Here is a 15290-nt window from a genome sequence, read left to right as displayed (position 1 = left end):
CTGGTGCGTTGGTGGCTGCGTGTGTGGCGTGGGACGGTACGGGCGGCGGGTCAGCCGACCGCGCCCTCCATCTGCAGCTCGATCAGCCGGTTGAGCTCCAGCGCGTACTCCATCGGCAGCTCCTTGGCGATCGGCTCGACGAAGCCGCGCACGATCATCGCCATCGCCTCGTCCTCGGAGAGGCCGCGGCTCATCAGGTAGAAGAGCTGGTCCTCGGAGACCTTGGAGACGGTCGCCTCGTGGCCCATGGACACGTCGTCCTCGCGGACGTCCACGTAGGGGTAGGTGTCCGAGCGGGAGATCGTGTCGACGAGCAGCGCGTCGCACAGCACGTTGGACTTCGATCCGGCCGCGCCCTCGCCGATCTCGATGAGACCGCGGTAGGAGGTACGGCCGCCGCCGCGCGCCACCGACTTGGAGACGATGTTGGACGACGTGTTGGGCGCCATGTGGACCATCTTGGCGCCGGCGTCCTGGTGCTGGCCCTCGCCCGCGAAGGCGATGGAGAGGGTCTCGCCCTTGGCGTGCTCGCCCATCAGGTAGACGGCCGGGTACTTCATGGTCACCTTGGAGCCGATGTTGCCGTCGACCCACTCCATGGTGGCGCCCTCGTAGGCGACGGCGCGCTTGGTGACCAGGTTGTAGACGTTGTTCGACCAGTTCTGGATGGTCGTGTAACGGCAGCGGGCGCCCTTCTTGACGATGATCTCGACGACCGCGGAGTGCAGCGAGTCCGACTTGTAGATCGGCGCGGTGCAGCCCTCGACGTAGTGGACGTAGGCGTCCTCGTCGACGATGATCAGCGTCCGCTCGAACTGGCCCATGTTCTCGGTGTTGATCCGGAAGTAGGCCTGGAGCGGGATCTCCACGTGCACGCCCTTCGGCACGTAGATGAAGGAGCCGCCGGACCACACGGCGGTGTTCAGCGCGGCGAACTTGTTGTCACCGGCCGGGATGACGGTGCCGAAGTACTCCTTGAACAGCTCCGGGTGCTCCTTGAGCGCGGTGTCGGTGTCCAGGAAGATGACGCCCTGCTCCTCCAGGTCCTCGCGGATCTGGTGGTAGACGACCTCCGACTCGTACTGGGCGGCGACACCGGCGACGAGGCGCTGCTTCTCGGCCTCCGGGATACCCAGCTTGTCGTAGGTGTTCTTGATGTCCTCGGGCAGGTCCTCCCAGGACTCCGCCTGCTTCTCCGTGGAGCGCACGAAGTACTTGATGTTGTCGAAGTCGATGCCCGAGAGGTCCGATCCCCAGTTGGGCATGGGCTTCTTCTCGAACAGCTTGAGGCCCTTGAGACGGAGCTTGGTCATCCACTCCGGCTCGGACTTCTTGTCCGAGATGTCGCGGACGACGGCGTCGCTCAGGCCGCGCTTGGCCGAGGCACCGGCTACGTCGGAGTCGGCCCAGCCGTATTCGTACTTGCCCAGACCCTCGAGTTCGGGGTGGGCAGTCTCCGTGGGGAGCGTCATGCGGGGTTCCTCCCGGCCGTGCTTGCGTGGTGGCTCTGATCGGACTTGTCGGTCTTGGAAATCTTGGGGATGAACGTCGTGCAGACGCCGTCGCCGTGGGCGATGGTCGCCAGTCGCTGGACGTGGGTCCCCAGCAGCTCGGCGAAGAACTCCGTCTCCGCCTCGCAGAGCTGGGGGAACTGCTCGGCGACGTGGGCGACCGGACAGTGGTGCTGGCAGAGCTGCTCACCTTGTTGCGGGAGGGGTGCACTGCGTGCCGTGGCAGCGTACCCGTCCGCGGTCAGGGCCCTGGCCAGGGCTTCGGCGCGGCGCTCGGGCTCGACGCCCTCGACGGCCTTGCGGTAGGTGGCGGCCTGGGCGGCGATCCGGGCGCGGGCGAAGGCCGCGACGGCCTCGCCCCCGCCCTCGCGCTCGGCGATCCAGCGCAGGGCGTCGGCGGCGAGCTGGTCGTAGGACTGGTCGAAGGCGTCCCGGCCGCAGGCGGTCAGGGCGAAGACCTTCGCGGGGCGGCCTCGGGTTCGGGCTCCGTACACCCGCTGCTCTCGTGCCTGCACGACGTCGTCGGCGGCCAGCGCGTCCAGATGCCGGCGCACGGCGGCCTGGGTGAGGCCCAGCCGGCCGGCCAGTTCGGCGACGGTCGACGGGCCGTGGTCCAGGATGGACCGCGCGACCCGGTTGCGCGTCGAACGCTCACCGGTCGCTAGCTCTTCCTGGGGTCCCGCAGGGGTCTCCCGAGCCTCGCCGACGTTTTTCACAACGCTATTGTTGCGTAATTCCTCGGAGCCTGACAAGCCAGGCCGGGAGCGATCGACGGTGCCCTGCGTCACTTAGGTCCACCTAACCTGACCTGCGGAAACGATCTCCGGGACGGTTCTCCCGGCCTCCTTCACCAGGCAAAACCGCTGGCGCCGGGGAACACGGCCGGGCAGACTCCGCGCCATGCCGACCCCCGTCCCGCAGGGCCCTCTGGTCACCCGCTCCACCCTCGCCGAGCAGCTCGGTCACCTCGGTGTGACGCCCGGCGAGACCCTGCTGGTCCACTCCTCGCTGAGTTCCCTCGGCTGGGTGAACGGCGGTGCCGTGGCCGTCGTCCAGGGCCTCCTCGACGCGCTCGGCCCGGACGGCACCCTGGTCGTCCCCACCCAGTCCGCGGACCTCTCCGACCCCGCACTGTGGCACGCGCCCCCGGTGCCGCCGGAATGGTGGGAGACGGTACGGGCGACCATGCCCCGCTACGACCCCCGCACCACTGTTCCCGGTGGCGGACGCGGTGGCCTACGCCGAGCGCTGGCTCCCGCTGCACCGCCCGCGCGAGACCGGTTTCCAGCACCCCCGCGCCTGAGCGCCGCGGCGCCTCCCTAGACTCTGGACCCATGCACAGTGACCCCGTGGTCCAGGTCCAGGCCCTGGTGAAGCGGTACGGGCAGAAGACCGCGGTGGACGGCCTCGACCTGGAGGCCCGGCCGGGCGTGACCGCCGTACTCGGCCCCAACGGCGCCGGCAAGACGACCACCGTCGAGACCTGCGAGGGGTACCGCACCCCGGACTCCGGCACCGTGCGTGTCCTGGGTCTGGACCCGGTGCGGGACGCGGCCGCGCTGCGCCCCCGGGTCGGCGTGATGCTCCAGTCCGGCGGCGTCTACTCCGGCGCCCGCGCCGGCGAGATGCTGCGGCACGTCGCCAGGCTGCACGCGCACCCCCTCGACGTGGACGCCCTGATCGAACGGCTCGGACTCGGCTCGTGCGGCCGGACCCCCTACCGGCGGCTGTCCGGCGGCCAGCAGCAGCGGCTCGCGCTCGCCATGGCCGTCGTGGGCCGTCCCGAGCTGGTCTTCCTGGACGAGCCGACCGCGGGCCTCGACCCGCAGGCCCGCCGCGCCACCTGGGACCTCGTCCGGGACCTGCGCGCCGACGGGGTCTCGGTGATCCTCACCACGCACCACATGGACGAGGCCGAGCAGCTCGCCGACGACGTGGCGATCATCGACGGGGGCCGGGTGGTCGCCCAGGGCTCCCCGGAGGAGCTGTGCCGCGACGGCGCCGAGAACACCCTGCGCTTCAGCGGTCGCCCCGGACTGGACGTGGCCTCGCTGCTCAAGGCGCTCCCGGCCGACTGCACGGCCGACGAGCTGACGCCGGGCGGCTACCGGGTGAGCGGCAAGATAGACCCGCAGCTGCTCGCCACGGTGACCTCCTGGTGCGCGCAGCACGGGGTGATGCCGGACCGGATCTCGGTGGAGCGGCACACCCTCGAAGACGTCTTCCTGGAACTGACCGGCAAGGAGCTGCGCTCATGACCACCGCGCCGGGCACGTACGCCCCGAGGCCCGAAGCGGCGCCGCTCCCCCGCATGATCGGCGCGCAGGCCGCGCTGGAGACGCGGATGCTGCTGCGCAACGGCGAGCAGCTGCTGCTGACCGTGGTGATCCCGGCCCTGCTGCTGGTGCTGTTCAGCTCGGTGGACGTCGTGGACACCGGGTCCGGCAGGGCGGTGGACTTCCTCGCGCCCGGCATCCTGGCGCTGGCGGTGATGTCCACGGCGTTCACCGGGCAGGCCATCGCCACCGGGTTCGAGCGGCGCTACGGCGTGCTGAAGCGGCTGGCCTCCTCGCCGCTGCCGCGCTGGGGCCTGATGACCGCGAAGACGGCCGCGGTGCTGGTCACCGAGATGCTCCAGGTGATCCTGCTGACCGTGATCGCCTTCGCCCTCGGCTGGTCCCCGCACGGCGACCCGGCCGCCGTCGTGCTGCTGCTCCTGCTCGGCACGGCCGCGTTCTCCGGGCTCGGTCTGCTGATGGCGGGCACGCTGAAGGCGGAGGCCACACTGGCCGCGGCCAACCTGGTCTTCCTGCTGCTGCTGGTCGGCGGCGGGGTGATCGTGCCGCTGGAGAAGTTCGGCTCCGCCGGGCAGCACGTCCTCGGGCTGCTGCCGGTCTCCGCGCTCTCCGACGGCCTGCGGGACGTGCTCCAGCACGGCGCCGGGATGCCCTGGGGCGATCTGGCGATCCTCGCGGCGTGGGCGGTCGTGGGGCTCGCGGCGGCGGGCAGGTTCTTCCGCTGGGAGTAGGCCTCGCACGGCTCGGGACGGCCCCCTCGTGAAAGCGTGCACAAGCGGGCGCCTTACGATGGTGCGCGTGCCAAAGCTGACCCCCGCCGACGCCGCAGCGGCCCTCCGCAACCCGCTCGCCCTCATCGCCGACCGCTGGACCCCGAACCCCCGGACCGTCCGGCGGGCCGCGCTCGCCGCGCTCGTGATGTCGGTGGTCATCGTGGTCACCGGCGGCGCGGTGCGCCTGACCGGCTCCGGCCTCGGCTGCCCCACCTGGCCCACCTGCACCGACGACTCCCTGACCACCACCCGCGCCATGGGCGTGCACGGCGTCATCGAGTTCGGCAACCGCATGCTGACGTACGTGCTCTGCGCGGCCGTCGGCTGGGCGATCATCGCCGCCCGCTCCCGGAAGCCGTGGCGGCGCGATCTGACCCGGCTCGGCTGGGCGCAGTTCTGGGTGGTCATGGGCAACGCGGTGCTCGGCGGCATCGTGGTGCTGGTCGGGCTGAACCCCTACACGGTCGCGGCGCACTTCCTGCTGTCCACGGCGCTGATCACCGTGGCGACCGTCATGTGGCAGCGCACCCGTGAGGGTGACGCGGAGCCGCGTCCACTGGTCGGCGGGGCGGTACGGCAGCTGGTGTGGTTCCTGGTGGCGGCGGCCGTGCTGCTGATCGCCGCCGGCACGGTGGTGACCGGCGCCGGTCCGCACGCGGGCGACTCCTCCGAGGTGGCGCGCATCCCGCTGGACTGGGAGATGATCGCCAAGCTGCACGCCGTGCTGGCCTGGATCGTGGTGACGCTGACCTTCGCCCTGTGGTTCGTCCTCAAGGCGGTCGACGCCCCCAGGGGACCCCTCTCCCGCACCCGGGACCTCTTCCTGATCCTGCTGGCCCAGGGCGTCATCGGCTACGTCCAGTACTTCACCCACCTCCCCGAGGCCCTGGTGGCCCTGCACATGCTCGGCTCCTGCCTCATCTGGATCGGCATCCTGCGCGTCCTCCTCTCCCTCCGCGAGCGCCCCGGGACCCCGGCCACCGTGCCGTCACCGGCGGCGGAGGCCTCGGTGGGCACGCCGGCCTGAGTCGGCGGCTTCCGGCGACCAGGGCGTCGATGGCGGGCCCGGGGCAGGCGCGGGTCGGCCTGGCCCGGCGGTCCGGCGAGAGCCCCCGGCCCTGTGTTCCCCGCGGCGCCGCCGGGTGACGTCCTCGACGACCTCACCCGGCCCCCCTGACGCGGCCGCTTGGAGATCAGCCGCCTCTCACGCAGCGTGACGGTGGCGCGGGCGAAGGTCAGCGGGCCGGGGTCGACCCAGATGTCCTGCTTCCAGAGCCGCTCCTTGTCCACCGCCGGACGCCAGAGGTCCCGCTGGTCGGCCGCGACGAGGTCCCGCGGCTCCCGGTCCGGCACCGGCGGCAGATACGTGGCGGGCGGCGCCCCGTGCAGCACCCGGCCGAACGCGCGCGGCTCGCTCCGGGTCACCGGGGTGACGGGGCGGCGCCGGACGCGGCCGTGTGCCCAGGTCAGGTGCGGCGTCCCCCGGATCGGCCGCCGCGGGCGGCGTCAGGTAGGAGCGGTGGAGCCTGTCCGCCAGCGGCTCGGCGGGCGGCTGCCGGTACTGCATCACCGGGCGGCGTACGCAGGCGGGGTCAGCGGGCCGGGCAGTACCGCGACCAGGGCCAGGCCGCTGCGGCCCTCCTGACAGTCCCCGCCGCCCTGTGAGCCGTGGGCCCAGACGGCGAGGGGGCGGAGCGGGGCGAGGCGGTGATCCCCGACCCGCGCAGCGGCCCGCGCCCCACGGCAGTACTGATCCACGGGCGAAGGCGTGTCGATCATTCCGGTTCCCGACGAGGACGCTGTTCCGCACGCCCTGACGGCACGAACCGGGTTCGGGGTGGCGCGAGCCGCCCGCGGGGCGCGGGGAACCGCGCGACCGGCCACGGCGGACCGGTGCTCCGCGGGCGACCGCCGCCCCGCGGCCGGGACCTCAGATCTGGATTCCGGCCATCCGCTTCCACTCGTAGACGCCGGTGCGGATCTTCGCCGCGAACTCCCCGTCGAAGTCGTCCTGGAGCGTCACCCCGGCCTTCTCCACCGCCCGGCGTCCGATCTCCACGCTGGGGGCGACCAGGTTGCCCCACTCGCCGTCCTCGCCCACGAGGGCGATGCGGGCCCCGCGTTCGCCGAGGTGAGCGACGTTCCCCTGGGCGCCACCGTGCGCCTTGGCGAACGTACCGATCTGGTGGGCGAGCCGCTTCACCGCGCGCTCGCTCTTCGCGTCAACCTGCTCCGTGTCAGCCATGACCAGGATGCTACCGACGAGTAGAGAGAAGGGCGACGGGAGGGGTCGGCCTCGGGGGCCGCGCCCGGGTCAGCGCAGGAAGGGGTCCACCGCGACGGCGACGAAGAGGATGGAGACGTAGGTGATGGACCAGTGGAACAGCCGCATCTCCTTGAGCTTGCCCCCCGTCACCTCGGCCTTGGCCCGGTTCTGCAGGCCGTGCGCCTCCCAGAGCCAGAAGCCGCCGGCCGCGAGGGCGACCACGGTGTAGAACCAGCCGGTGTAGCCGAGCGGGGTCAGCAGCAGGGAGACGGCGACCATCACCCAGCTGTAGATCACGATCTGCCGGGCGACCACCTTGTTGGAGGCGATGACGGGCAGCATCGGCACACCCACGCGGGCGTAGTCCTCCTTGACCTTCATGGACAGCGGCCAGTAGTGCGGCGGCGTCCAGAAGAACATCACGAGGAAGAGGATGACCGGCGCCCAGGACATCGAGTCGGTGACCGAGGACCACCCGATCAGCACCGGCAGACACCCCGCGATGCCGCCCCAGACGATGTTCTGCGAGGTACGCCGCTTGAGGATCATCGTGTAGACGACGACGTAGAAGAGGAGCGCACCGAGTGACAGCCAGGCGGACAGCCAGTTGACGGTCAGCCCGAACAGAAGCGTCGAGACGACCGCGAGGGTGACGCCGAAGGCGAGGCACTCGCGCGGGCTGACCAGCCCGGTCACCAGCGGCCGCTGCGAGGTGCGGTCCATCAGCGCGTCGATGTCGCGGTCGATGTACATGTTGAGCGCGTTGGCGCCGCCCGCGGACAGATAGCCGCCGACGCAGGTGAGCAGGACGAGCCCCAGGTCGGGCACCCCCTGCTGGGCCAGGAACATCACCGGCACCGTGGTGATGAGCAGCAGCTCGATGATCCGCGGCTTGGTCAGCGCCACGAAGCCCTTGACACGGGCTCCGAACGACCGGTGAACCGGGCTCCGGCTCGTACCGGGACCGGCCTCCCCCAGAGCCTCGAGGGCCTGGGAAGTGCCGCCAGGACGGGATTCGACGGCCGTCACGCACACCCCTGACAGAGACATCAAGCGAGCATTCCCGTGTGAAAGCGGGGTAAAGGCTCGCGCGTACCACGCCACTTTAGACGTTGCCCATATCCGGTTTTTCGCGGGGGTCGGCTCGTGTTGCCGAGCCTCGCGGCCCGTCGCCCGTCCGAGGTCTCCCCCGGCTCGCTTGAGCACTCGGACGAGCGGCTCCGTATTCATGTGCCAAGCGGCTCGTGGGCCGGTCGGGAGGCGGATCGCGACGAGTCCCGGCAGTCTGGAATGACTCGAAAAAACGCACGTCCCCTCGGGGGTAGGCTCGACAACGGCCGGTGGACACCAGTGCACCGGCGGCCGGCGGGCGCCACGCGCCGCGAACCGGCGAACGACATGTGGAGAGGAGCCCTGAGCCAGGGTGAGCACCAAGCCGACCACCACAGACCTTGAGTGGACCGAGCTGGACCAGCGGGCCGTGGACACCGCCCGGGTCCTGGCCGCCGACGCCGTACAGAAGGTCGGCAACGGCCATCCCGGCACGGCGATGAGCCTGGCCCCGGCCGCCTACACCCTCTTCCAGAAGGTGATGCGGCACGACCCCGCCGACCCGCGGTGGGTGGGCCGCGACCGCTTCGTGCTGTCCGCCGGTCACTCGTCCCTGACCCTCTACACGCAGCTCTACCTGGCCGGCTTCGGCCTGGAGCTGGACGACCTGAAGTCCTTCCGCACCTGGGGCTCGAAGACTCCGGGCCACCCGGAGTACGGGCACACCGAGGGCGTCGAGACCACCACCGGTCCGCTGGGCCAGGGTGTGGCCAACGCGGTGGGCATGGCAATGGCGTCCCGGTTCGAGCGGGGCCTGTTCGACCCCGACGCGCCCGAGGGCACGTCCCCGTTCGACCACTACGTCTACTGCATCGCCGGTGACGGCTGCCTCCAGGAGGGCATCTCCTCCGAGGCGTCCTCCCTCGCGGGCCACCAGAAGCTCGGCAACCTGGTGCTGCTGTGGGACGACAACCACATCTCGATCGAGGGCGACACCGAGACCGCCGTGTCCGAGGACACGATGAAGCGGTACGAGGCGTACGGCTGGCACGTCCAGCGCGTGGAGCCCAAGGCCGACGGCGACCTCGACCCGGCGGCGATCTACGCGGCGATCGAGAAGGCCAAGGCGGTCACCGACCGGCCGTCCTTCATCGCCATGCGCTCGATCATCGCCTGGCCCGCCCCGAACGCCCAGGACACCGAGGCCGCGCACGGCTCCGCTCTCGGCGAGGACGAGGTGGCGGCCACCAAGCGCGTGCTCGGCTTCGACGAGGCGCAGAGCTTCGCCGTCGCCGACGAGGTCCTGGACCACACCCGCGGTGCCCTGGAGCGCGGCCGGCAGGCCAAGGCGGAGTGGGAGAAGGGCTTCCAGGTCTGGCGCGAGAACAACGCGGACCGCGCGGCCGAGTTCGACCGCATCAGCGAGGGCGCGCTGCCGACCGGCTGGGAGCTGAAGATCCCGGTCTTCGAGACCGGCAAGAGCGTGGCCACCCGTGCCGCCTCCGGCAAGATCCTCCAGGCGCTCGGCCCGGTCATCCCCGAGCTGTGGGGCGGCTCCGCCGACCTCGCCGGGTCGAACAACACGACCATCGACAAGAACAGCTCCTTCCTCCCGGCGGGCAACCCGCTGCCGGAGGCGGACCCGTACGGCCGCACGATCCACTTCGGCATCCGTGAGTTCTCCATGGCCGCCGAGATGAACGGCATCACCCTGGCCGGGAACACCCGCGTCTACGGCGGTACGTTCCTCGTGTTCTCCGACTACATGCGCAACGCCGTCCGGCTGTCGGCGCTGATGCACCTGCCGGTGACGTACGTGTGGACGCACGACTCGATCGGTCTCGGCGAGGACGGCCCGACCCACCAGCCGGTGGAGCACCTGGCCGCGCTGCGCGCGATCCCCGGTCTGAACGTGGTCCGCCCGGCGGACGCCAACGAGACCGCGACCGCCTGGCGCGAGGTGCTCAAGCGCTGGACCAAGGAGTTCGGCAAGGGCGCCCCGACCGGTCTGGTGCTGACCCGCCAGGGCGTGCCGACGTACGAGCCCAACGAGGACGCCGCGCGTGGCGGCTACGTCCTGTTCGAGGCCGAGGGCGGCGAGCCGCAGGTGATCCTGATCGCCACCGGTTCCGAGGTGCACGTCGCCGTGGATGCGCGCGAGCAGCTCCAGGCCGAGGGCGTGCCGACCCGCGTGGTCTCGATGCCGTCGGTCGAGTGGTTCGAGGAGCAGGACCAGGGGTACCGGGACTCCGTGCTGCCGCCGTCGGTCAGGGCCCGCGTCGCCGTCGAGGCGGGCATCGGTCTGACCTGGCACAAGTACGTGGGAGACGCCGGCCGCATCGTTTCGCTGGAGCACTTCGGCGCGTCCGCGGACGGCAAGGTCCTGTTCCGCGAGTACGGCTTCACTCCGGAGAACGTGGCCGGCAAGGCGCGGGAATCCCTCGCCGCCGCGCAGCGCTGACGCCCGTAAACGACACGTAGGAGATGCAATTTCCATGACAGACGCACTGAAGCGCCTCTCCGAGGAGGGCGTGGCGATCTGGCTGGACGACCTCTCGCGCAAGCGGATCACGTCCGGCAACCTCGCCGAGCTGATCGACCAGCAGCACGTCGTGGGCGTCACCACCAACCCCACGATCTTCCAGAAGGCGATCTCGCAGGGCGACGGCTACGACCAGCAGCTCGCCGACCTCGCAGCGCGCGACGTCACGGTCGAAGAGGCCATCCGCATGATCACGACGGCGGACGTCCGCGACGCCGCCGACATCCTGCGGCCGGTCTTCGACGCCACCGACGGCAAGGACGGCCGGGTCTCCATCGAGGTCGACCCGCGCCTGGCGCACAACACGCGCGCCACGCTGGCCGAGGCCCGCCAGCTCGCCTGGCTGGTGGACCGCCCGAACACGCTGATCAAGATCCCGGCCACCGAGGCGGGTCTGCCGGCCATCGCGGACACGATCGGCAACGGCATCAGCGTCAACGTCACGCTGATCTTCTCGCTCGACCGGTACCGCAAGGTCATGGACGCGTACCTGAACGGCCTGGAGAAGGCCAAGGAGCGCGGCCTGGACCTGTCCAGGATCCACTCCGTGGCGTCCTTCTTCGTGTCCCGGGTGGACTCCGAGATCGACAAGCGGCTGAAGGCGGTCGGCACCGACGAGGCCAAGGCGCTGCTCGGCAAGGCCGCCGTCGCCAACGCCCGACTCGCCTACCAGGCGTACGAGGAGGTCTTCTCCTCCGACCGCTGGAAGGCGCTGGAGAAGGCGGGCGCCAACAAGCAGCGTCCCCTGTGGGCGTCGACCGGTGTGAAGGACCCGGCGTACTCGGACACGATGTACGTCACCGACCTGGTCGCGCCGAACACCGTCAACACCATGCCGGAGGCCACCCTGGAGGCCACCGACGACCACGGTGAGATCACCGGCGACACGGTGTCCGGTACCTACGGTCAGGCCCGTGCCGACCTCGACGCGATCGAGGCGCTCGGCATCTCCTACGACGAGGTCGTCCGGGTGCTGGAGGACGAGGGCGTGGACAAGTTCGAGGCGTCCTGGAACGACCTGCTCAAGTCGACCGAGGCGGAGCTGAAGCGCCTCGCCCCCTCGGAGGGCTGATTTGTCACCCCTCAACGGTTCCGGAGCGAACCCGCTTCGTGATCCCGCGGACCGGCGGCTCCCGCGCATCGCGGGGCCGTCGGGCCTGGTGATCTTCGGCGTCACGGGTGACCTGTCGCGCAAGAAGCTGATGCCGGCCGTCTACGACCTGGCCAACCGCGGTCTGCTGCCGCCGGGCTTCTCCCTGGTGGGCTTCGCCCGCCGCGACTGGGAGGACGAGGACTTCGCGCAGGTCGTGCACGACGCGGTCAAGGAGCACGCGCGTACGCCGTTCCGCGAGGAGGTCTGGCAGCAGCTCATCCAGGGGATGCGCTTCGTCCAGGGCACCTTCGACGACGACGAGGCGTTCGAGCGGCTGCGCTCCACCATCGACGAGCTGGACAAGCAGCAGGGCACCGGGGGCAACTTCGCCTTCTACCTGTCGGTGCCCCCGAGTGCCTTCCCCGTCGTGATCCAGCAGCTCAAGAAGAGCGGGCTGGCCGACCAGTCCAAGGGCTCCTGGCGCCGCGCGGTCATCGAGAAGCCGTTCGGCCACGACCTGAAGTCGGCCGAGGAGCTGAACAAGGTCGTGCACGAGGTGTTCGAGCCGGAGCAGGTGTTCCGGATCGACCACTACCTCGGCAAGGAGACCGTCCAGAACATCCTGGCGCTGCGCTTCGCCAACACGATGTTCGAGCCGATCTGGAACCGGTCCTACGTCGACCACGTGCAGATCACGATGGCCGAGGACATCGGCATCGGCGGCCGTGCCGGGTACTACGACGGCATCGGCGCCGCCCGTGACGTGATCCAGAACCACCTGCTCCAGCTGCTGGCGCTGACCGCCATGGAGGAGCCGTCCTCCTTCGGCGCGGACGCGCTGGCCAGGGAGAAGACCAAGGTGCTCGGTGCCGTACGGCTGCCGAAGGACCTGGGCGAGCACACCGTGCGCGGCCAGTACGCGGCCGGCTGGCAGGGCGGCGAGAAGGTCATCGGTTACCTCCAGGAGGAGGGCATCGACCCCGAGTCGAAGACCGACACCTACGCGGCGCTGAAGCTGGAGATCGACAACCGCCGCTGGGCGGGCGTGCCGTTCTACCTGCGCACCGGCAAGCGGCTGGGCCGTCGGGTCACCGAGATCGCGGTGGTCTTCCAGCGGGCGCCGCACTCCCCGTTCGACCACACGGCGACCGAGGAACTGGGCCAGAACGCCATCGTCATCCGGGTCCAGCCCGACGAGGGCATCACGGTCCGCTTCGGCTCCAAGGTGCCGGGAACCTCGATGGAGATCCGGGACGTGTCGATGGACTTCGCCTACGGCGAGTCCTTCACCGAGTCCAGCCCCGAGGCGTACGAGCGGCTCATCCTCGACGTGCTGCTCGGCGACGCCAACCTCTTCCCGCGCACGGAGGAGGTCGAGCTGTCCTGGAAGATCCTCGACCCGGTCGAGGAGTACTGGGACGAGCACGGGCGGCCCGCGCAGTACAAGTCGGGCACCTGGGGCCCGGCCGAGGCCGACGAGATGCTCGCACGAGACGGACGGAGCTGGCGGCGGCCATGAAGATAGACCTGACCGACACCACCGCCGGTGAGATCAACAAGGCCCTGATCGAGGGCCGCCGCGCCATCGGCACGCCCGCCGTGGGCATGGTGCTGACCCTCGTCATCGTCACCGACGAGGAGAACGCCTACGACTCGCTGCGCGCGGCGAGCGACGCCTCGCGGGAACACCCCTCGCGCACGCTGGTCGTCATCCGCCGGGTCTCGCGCACCCCGCGCGACCGCACCAGTTCCCGCCTCGACGCCGAGGTGCGGGTGGGCGCGGAGGCCGGCACCGGCGAGACGGTGGTGCTGCGGCTGTACGGCGAGGTGTCCGACCACGCCGACTCGGTGGTGCTGCCGCTGCTGCTCCCGGACGCGCCGGTGGTGGTCTGGTGGCCGGTGAACGCCCCGGCGGCCCCGGCCGAGGACCCGCTGGGCGCGCTCGCACAGCGCCGGGTGACCGACACCTACGCGGCCGAGCAGCCGGTGCGCGAGCTGGCGGCGCGGGCCGAGACGTACACGCCGGGCGACACCGACCTGGCGTGGACGCGGATCACGCCGTGGCGTTCGATGCTGGCGGCGGCCCTGGACCAAGTGGACTGCGAGGTGCGGTCCGTCGAGGTGGAGGGCGAGGAGTTCAATCCGAGCTGCGAGCTGCTGGCCATGTGGCTGGCGGACCGGCTGGGCGTCCCCGTGCAGCGGTCACTGTCGTCGGGGCCGGGTCTGACGGCGGTCCGGATGGAGACGACCTGCGGGCCGGTCGTGCTGGACCGGGCCGACGGCTCGCTGGCGAACCTGTCCATCCAGGGCCAGCCGGGCCGCGCGGTGGCGCTCCAGCGCCGGGACACCACCGAGCTGATCGCGGAGGAGCTGCGCCGGCTCGACCCGGACGACACCTACGCGGCGGCCCTGCGCTACGGCGTGGAGCGGCTGTCGACGGGCGCGGACGCGCTGGCGGCGCTGGGCGGCACTCCGGCGGAGCCCGCCGGGAAGGGCGCGGAGGACGAGGTGGTCACCGAGGTGGCCGTGGCCGAGTCCGAGGCTGGTACCGAGGAGGGCGAGGCCGAGCGGCCGACCCCGAACTCCCTCGCGAGGAAGGCGGCGTCGAAGTGAGCACTCCGCAACTGGTCGTGCACCGCGACAAGGAACTGATGGCCGAGGCCGCCGCAGCGCGGCTGATCACCAAGATCGTGGACGCGCAGGCGTCGCGCGGTCACGCGTCGGTGGTCCTCACCGGGGGCCGCAACGGCAACGGCCTGCTGGCCGCGCTGGCCAAGGCGCCCGCGCGGGACGCCATCGACTGGGGCCGCCTCGACCTGTGGTGGGGCGACGAGCGCTACCTCCCCGAGGGCGACCCGGACCGCAACTACACGCAGGCCCGCGAGGTCCTGCTGGACTCCGTACCGCTGGACCCGGCGCGAGTGCACCCGATGCCCGCCTCCGACGGGCCCTACGGCGCGGACGTGGACGCGGCGGCCGGTGCGTACGCGGCGGAGCTGGCCAAGGCGGCCGGCCCCGAGGACCACGCCGACGTGCCGGAGTTCGACGTGCTGCTGCTGGGCGTCGGTCCGGACACGCATGTGGCGTCGCTCTTCCCGGAGCTGCCCGCGGTGCGGGAGACCGAGCGCATGGTGGTGGGTGTGCACGGCGCTCCCAAGCCGCCGCCGACCCGGACCTCCCTGACGCTGCCCGCGATCCGCGCGGCGCGTGAGGTGTGGCTGCTGGCGGCGGGCGAGGACAAGGCCGAGGCGGTGGCGATCGCGCTGTCCGGCGCGGGCGAGGTGCAGGCCCCGGCGGCCGGTGCCCAGGGCCGGGCGCGGACGCTGTGGCTGCTGGACTCGGCGGCCGCGGCGGACCTGCCCCGGTCGATGTATCCGCCGGCTTCACCGTGAGCTGAGCACACGGAAGGGCGGCGGATGTCCTCCGTCGCCCTTTCGTGTGTCTGCGGGCCGGGGCCGGCGAGCACGTAGATGCCGTCCTCCGAGGCGATCGTCCGGGAACGCACCAGAGCGTGGGCGAGCGCGCGGACGTCTTTCCCGGTTACCGCCTGACCGGTGGCGCCGGAATCTCCCAGGGGTCGGGCACGGCCGAACCGGCCGCGCCCCACCACCGGTCGCTCAGCCCCTCATCTCCCGGTACCCGGCTACCAGTGCCCGCGTCGACGGGTCGAGACCGGGCACGTCCGCGCCCTCGGTCAGGGCGGGTTCGATGCGCTTGGCGAGGACCTTGCCCAGTTCGACGCCCCACTGGTCGAAGGA

14 protein-coding genes and 1 pseudogene are annotated in these 15290 nt (G+C 71.3%); 9 read left to right on the top strand and 6 right to left on the bottom strand.

Going from position 1 to position 15290, the window contains the following annotated elements; genetic code table 11:
- Nucleotides 1-50 precede the first annotated feature (50 nt).
- On the bottom strand, nt 51-1472 hold the full coding sequence (gene sufB / locus ACWCV3_RS18680; protein WP_451224944.1) for a Fe-S cluster assembly protein SufB: 1422 nt from the start codon (nt 1470-1472) through the stop codon (nt 51-53).
- Complete coding sequence (locus ACWCV3_RS18675; RefSeq protein WP_451224942.1) at nt 1469-2227, bottom strand: helix-turn-helix transcriptional regulator; 759 nt, start codon at nt 2225-2227, stop codon at nt 1469-1471. Before ACWCV3_RS18675 ends, sufB begins: the two co-directional genes overlap by 4 nt.
- Before the next feature lie 184 nt (nt 2228-2411).
- Between ACWCV3_RS18675 and ACWCV3_RS18670 the strand changes: the two are divergent.
- The 4 genes and pseudogenes from ACWCV3_RS18670 to ACWCV3_RS18655 form a co-directional block, all read left to right on the top strand.
- Nucleotides 2412-2735 (top strand): annotated as a pseudogene (locus ACWCV3_RS18670) (AAC(3) family N-acetyltransferase); the annotation flags it as partial.
- 110 nt (nt 2736-2845) lie between these two features.
- Nucleotides 2846-3769, top strand: coding sequence for an ABC transporter ATP-binding protein (locus tag ACWCV3_RS18665; RefSeq protein WP_451224939.1), 924 nt, complete (start codon nt 2846-2848; stop codon nt 3767-3769).
- Nucleotides 3766-4539 (top strand): ABC transporter permease, encoded by a 774-nt coding sequence (locus ACWCV3_RS18660; RefSeq protein ID WP_451224936.1) that lies wholly within the window; start codon nt 3766-3768, stop codon nt 4537-4539. The genes ACWCV3_RS18665 and ACWCV3_RS18660 overlap by 4 nt, the downstream gene beginning before the upstream one ends.
- Before the next feature lie 58 nt (nt 4540-4597).
- Entirely contained in the window at nt 4598-5608 is a 1011-nt protein-coding gene (locus tag ACWCV3_RS18655) for a COX15/CtaA family protein (RefSeq protein ID WP_451224933.1), read from the top strand.
- A gap of 539 nt (nt 5609-6147) precedes the next feature.
- Here the strand turns inward: ACWCV3_RS18655 and ACWCV3_RS18650 are convergent.
- The 3 genes from ACWCV3_RS18650 to ACWCV3_RS18640 all read right to left on the bottom strand — a co-directional run bounded on the left by ACWCV3_RS18650 (nt 6148) and on the right by ACWCV3_RS18640 (nt 7897).
- The gene (locus tag ACWCV3_RS18650; protein WP_451224931.1) at nt 6148-6360 is read right to left on the bottom strand and encodes a hypothetical protein; all 213 of its coding nucleotides are present in this window, start codon (nt 6358-6360) and stop codon (nt 6148-6150) included.
- 151 nt (nt 6361-6511) lie between these two features.
- The gene (locus tag ACWCV3_RS18645) at nt 6512-6826 is read right to left on the bottom strand and encodes a hypothetical protein (protein WP_451224928.1); all 315 of its coding nucleotides are present in this window, start codon (nt 6824-6826) and stop codon (nt 6512-6514) included.
- Between the two features lie 69 nt (nt 6827-6895).
- The gene (locus tag ACWCV3_RS18640) at nt 6896-7897 is read right to left on the bottom strand and encodes a heme o synthase (RefSeq protein WP_451224925.1); all 1002 of its coding nucleotides are present in this window, start codon (nt 7895-7897) and stop codon (nt 6896-6898) included.
- A 373-nt stretch (nt 7898-8270) separates the two neighbouring features.
- On the opposite strand from ACWCV3_RS18640, the gene tkt reads away from it, so the two are divergent.
- The 5 genes from tkt to pgl are packed head-to-tail and all read left to right on the top strand — an operon-like array spanning nt 8271 to nt 14924.
- Nucleotides 8271-10358 (top strand): transketolase, encoded by a 2088-nt coding sequence (gene tkt, locus ACWCV3_RS18635; protein WP_451224922.1) that lies wholly within the window; start codon nt 8271-8273, stop codon nt 10356-10358.
- 34 nt (nt 10359-10392) lie between these two features.
- Entirely contained in the window at nt 10393-11511 is a 1119-nt protein-coding gene (gene tal / locus ACWCV3_RS18630; protein WP_451224919.1) for a transaldolase, read from the top strand.
- A gap of 1 nt (nt 11512) precedes the next feature.
- Nucleotides 11513-13051: a glucose-6-phosphate dehydrogenase gene (zwf, locus tag ACWCV3_RS18625; RefSeq protein ID WP_451224916.1), complete on the top strand. Its 1539-nt coding sequence runs from the start codon at nt 11513-11515 to the stop codon at nt 13049-13051.
- Nucleotides 13048-14145: a glucose-6-phosphate dehydrogenase assembly protein OpcA gene (gene opcA / locus ACWCV3_RS18620; protein ID WP_451224913.1), complete on the top strand. Its 1098-nt coding sequence runs from the start codon at nt 13048-13050 to the stop codon at nt 14143-14145. Before zwf ends, opcA begins: the two co-directional genes overlap by 4 nt.
- The gene (gene pgl / locus ACWCV3_RS18615; protein ID WP_451224910.1) at nt 14142-14924 is read left to right on the top strand and encodes a 6-phosphogluconolactonase; all 783 of its coding nucleotides are present in this window, start codon (nt 14142-14144) and stop codon (nt 14922-14924) included. The genes opcA and pgl overlap by 4 nt, the downstream gene beginning before the upstream one ends.
- Before the next feature lie 225 nt (nt 14925-15149).
- On the opposite strand, the gene ACWCV3_RS18610 is transcribed toward pgl, so the two are convergent.
- Nucleotides 15150-15290: hypothetical protein (locus ACWCV3_RS18610; RefSeq protein ID WP_451225228.1), on the bottom strand; the 141-nt coding region annotated here is incomplete at its 5' end.

The organism is Streptomyces sp. NPDC001781 (genome assembly GCF_053596035.1).
Note: the sequence above shows the minus strand (reverse complement) of the source record. Positions and strands in the feature narration are given on the sequence as shown.

Bases quoted from the DNA above. Each gene is read 5' to 3' on its own strand.
- ACWCV3_RS18660 (WP_451224936.1), top strand. From the start codon at position 3,766: ATGACCACCGCGCCGGGCACGTACGCCCCGAGGCCCGAAGCGGCGCCG.
- ACWCV3_RS18655 (WP_451224933.1), top strand. From the start codon at position 4,598: ATGGTGCGCGTGCCAAAGCTGACCCCCGCCGACGCCGCAGCGGCCCTC.
- opcA (WP_451224913.1), top strand. From the start codon at position 13,048: ATGAAGATAGACCTGACCGACACCACCGCCGGTGAGATCAACAAGGCC.
- ACWCV3_RS18665 (WP_451224939.1), top strand. From the start codon at position 2,846: ATGCACAGTGACCCCGTGGTCCAGGTCCAGGCCCTGGTGAAGCGGTAC.
- tal (WP_451224919.1), top strand. From the start codon at position 10,393: ATGACAGACGCACTGAAGCGCCTCTCCGAGGAGGGCGTGGCGATCTGG.
- ACWCV3_RS18640 (WP_451224925.1), bottom strand. From the start codon at position 7,897: ATGTCTCTGTCAGGGGTGTGCGTGACGGCCGTCGAATCCCGTCCTGGC.
- sufB (WP_451224944.1), bottom strand. From the start codon at position 1,472: ATGACGCTCCCCACGGAGACTGCCCACCCCGAACTCGAGGGTCTGGGC.
- ACWCV3_RS18645 (WP_451224928.1), bottom strand. From the start codon at position 6,826: ATGGCTGACACGGAGCAGGTTGACGCGAAGAGCGAGCGCGCGGTGAAG.
- ACWCV3_RS18650 (WP_451224931.1), bottom strand. From the start codon at position 6,360: ATGATCGACACGCCTTCGCCCGTGGATCAGTACTGCCGTGGGGCGCGG.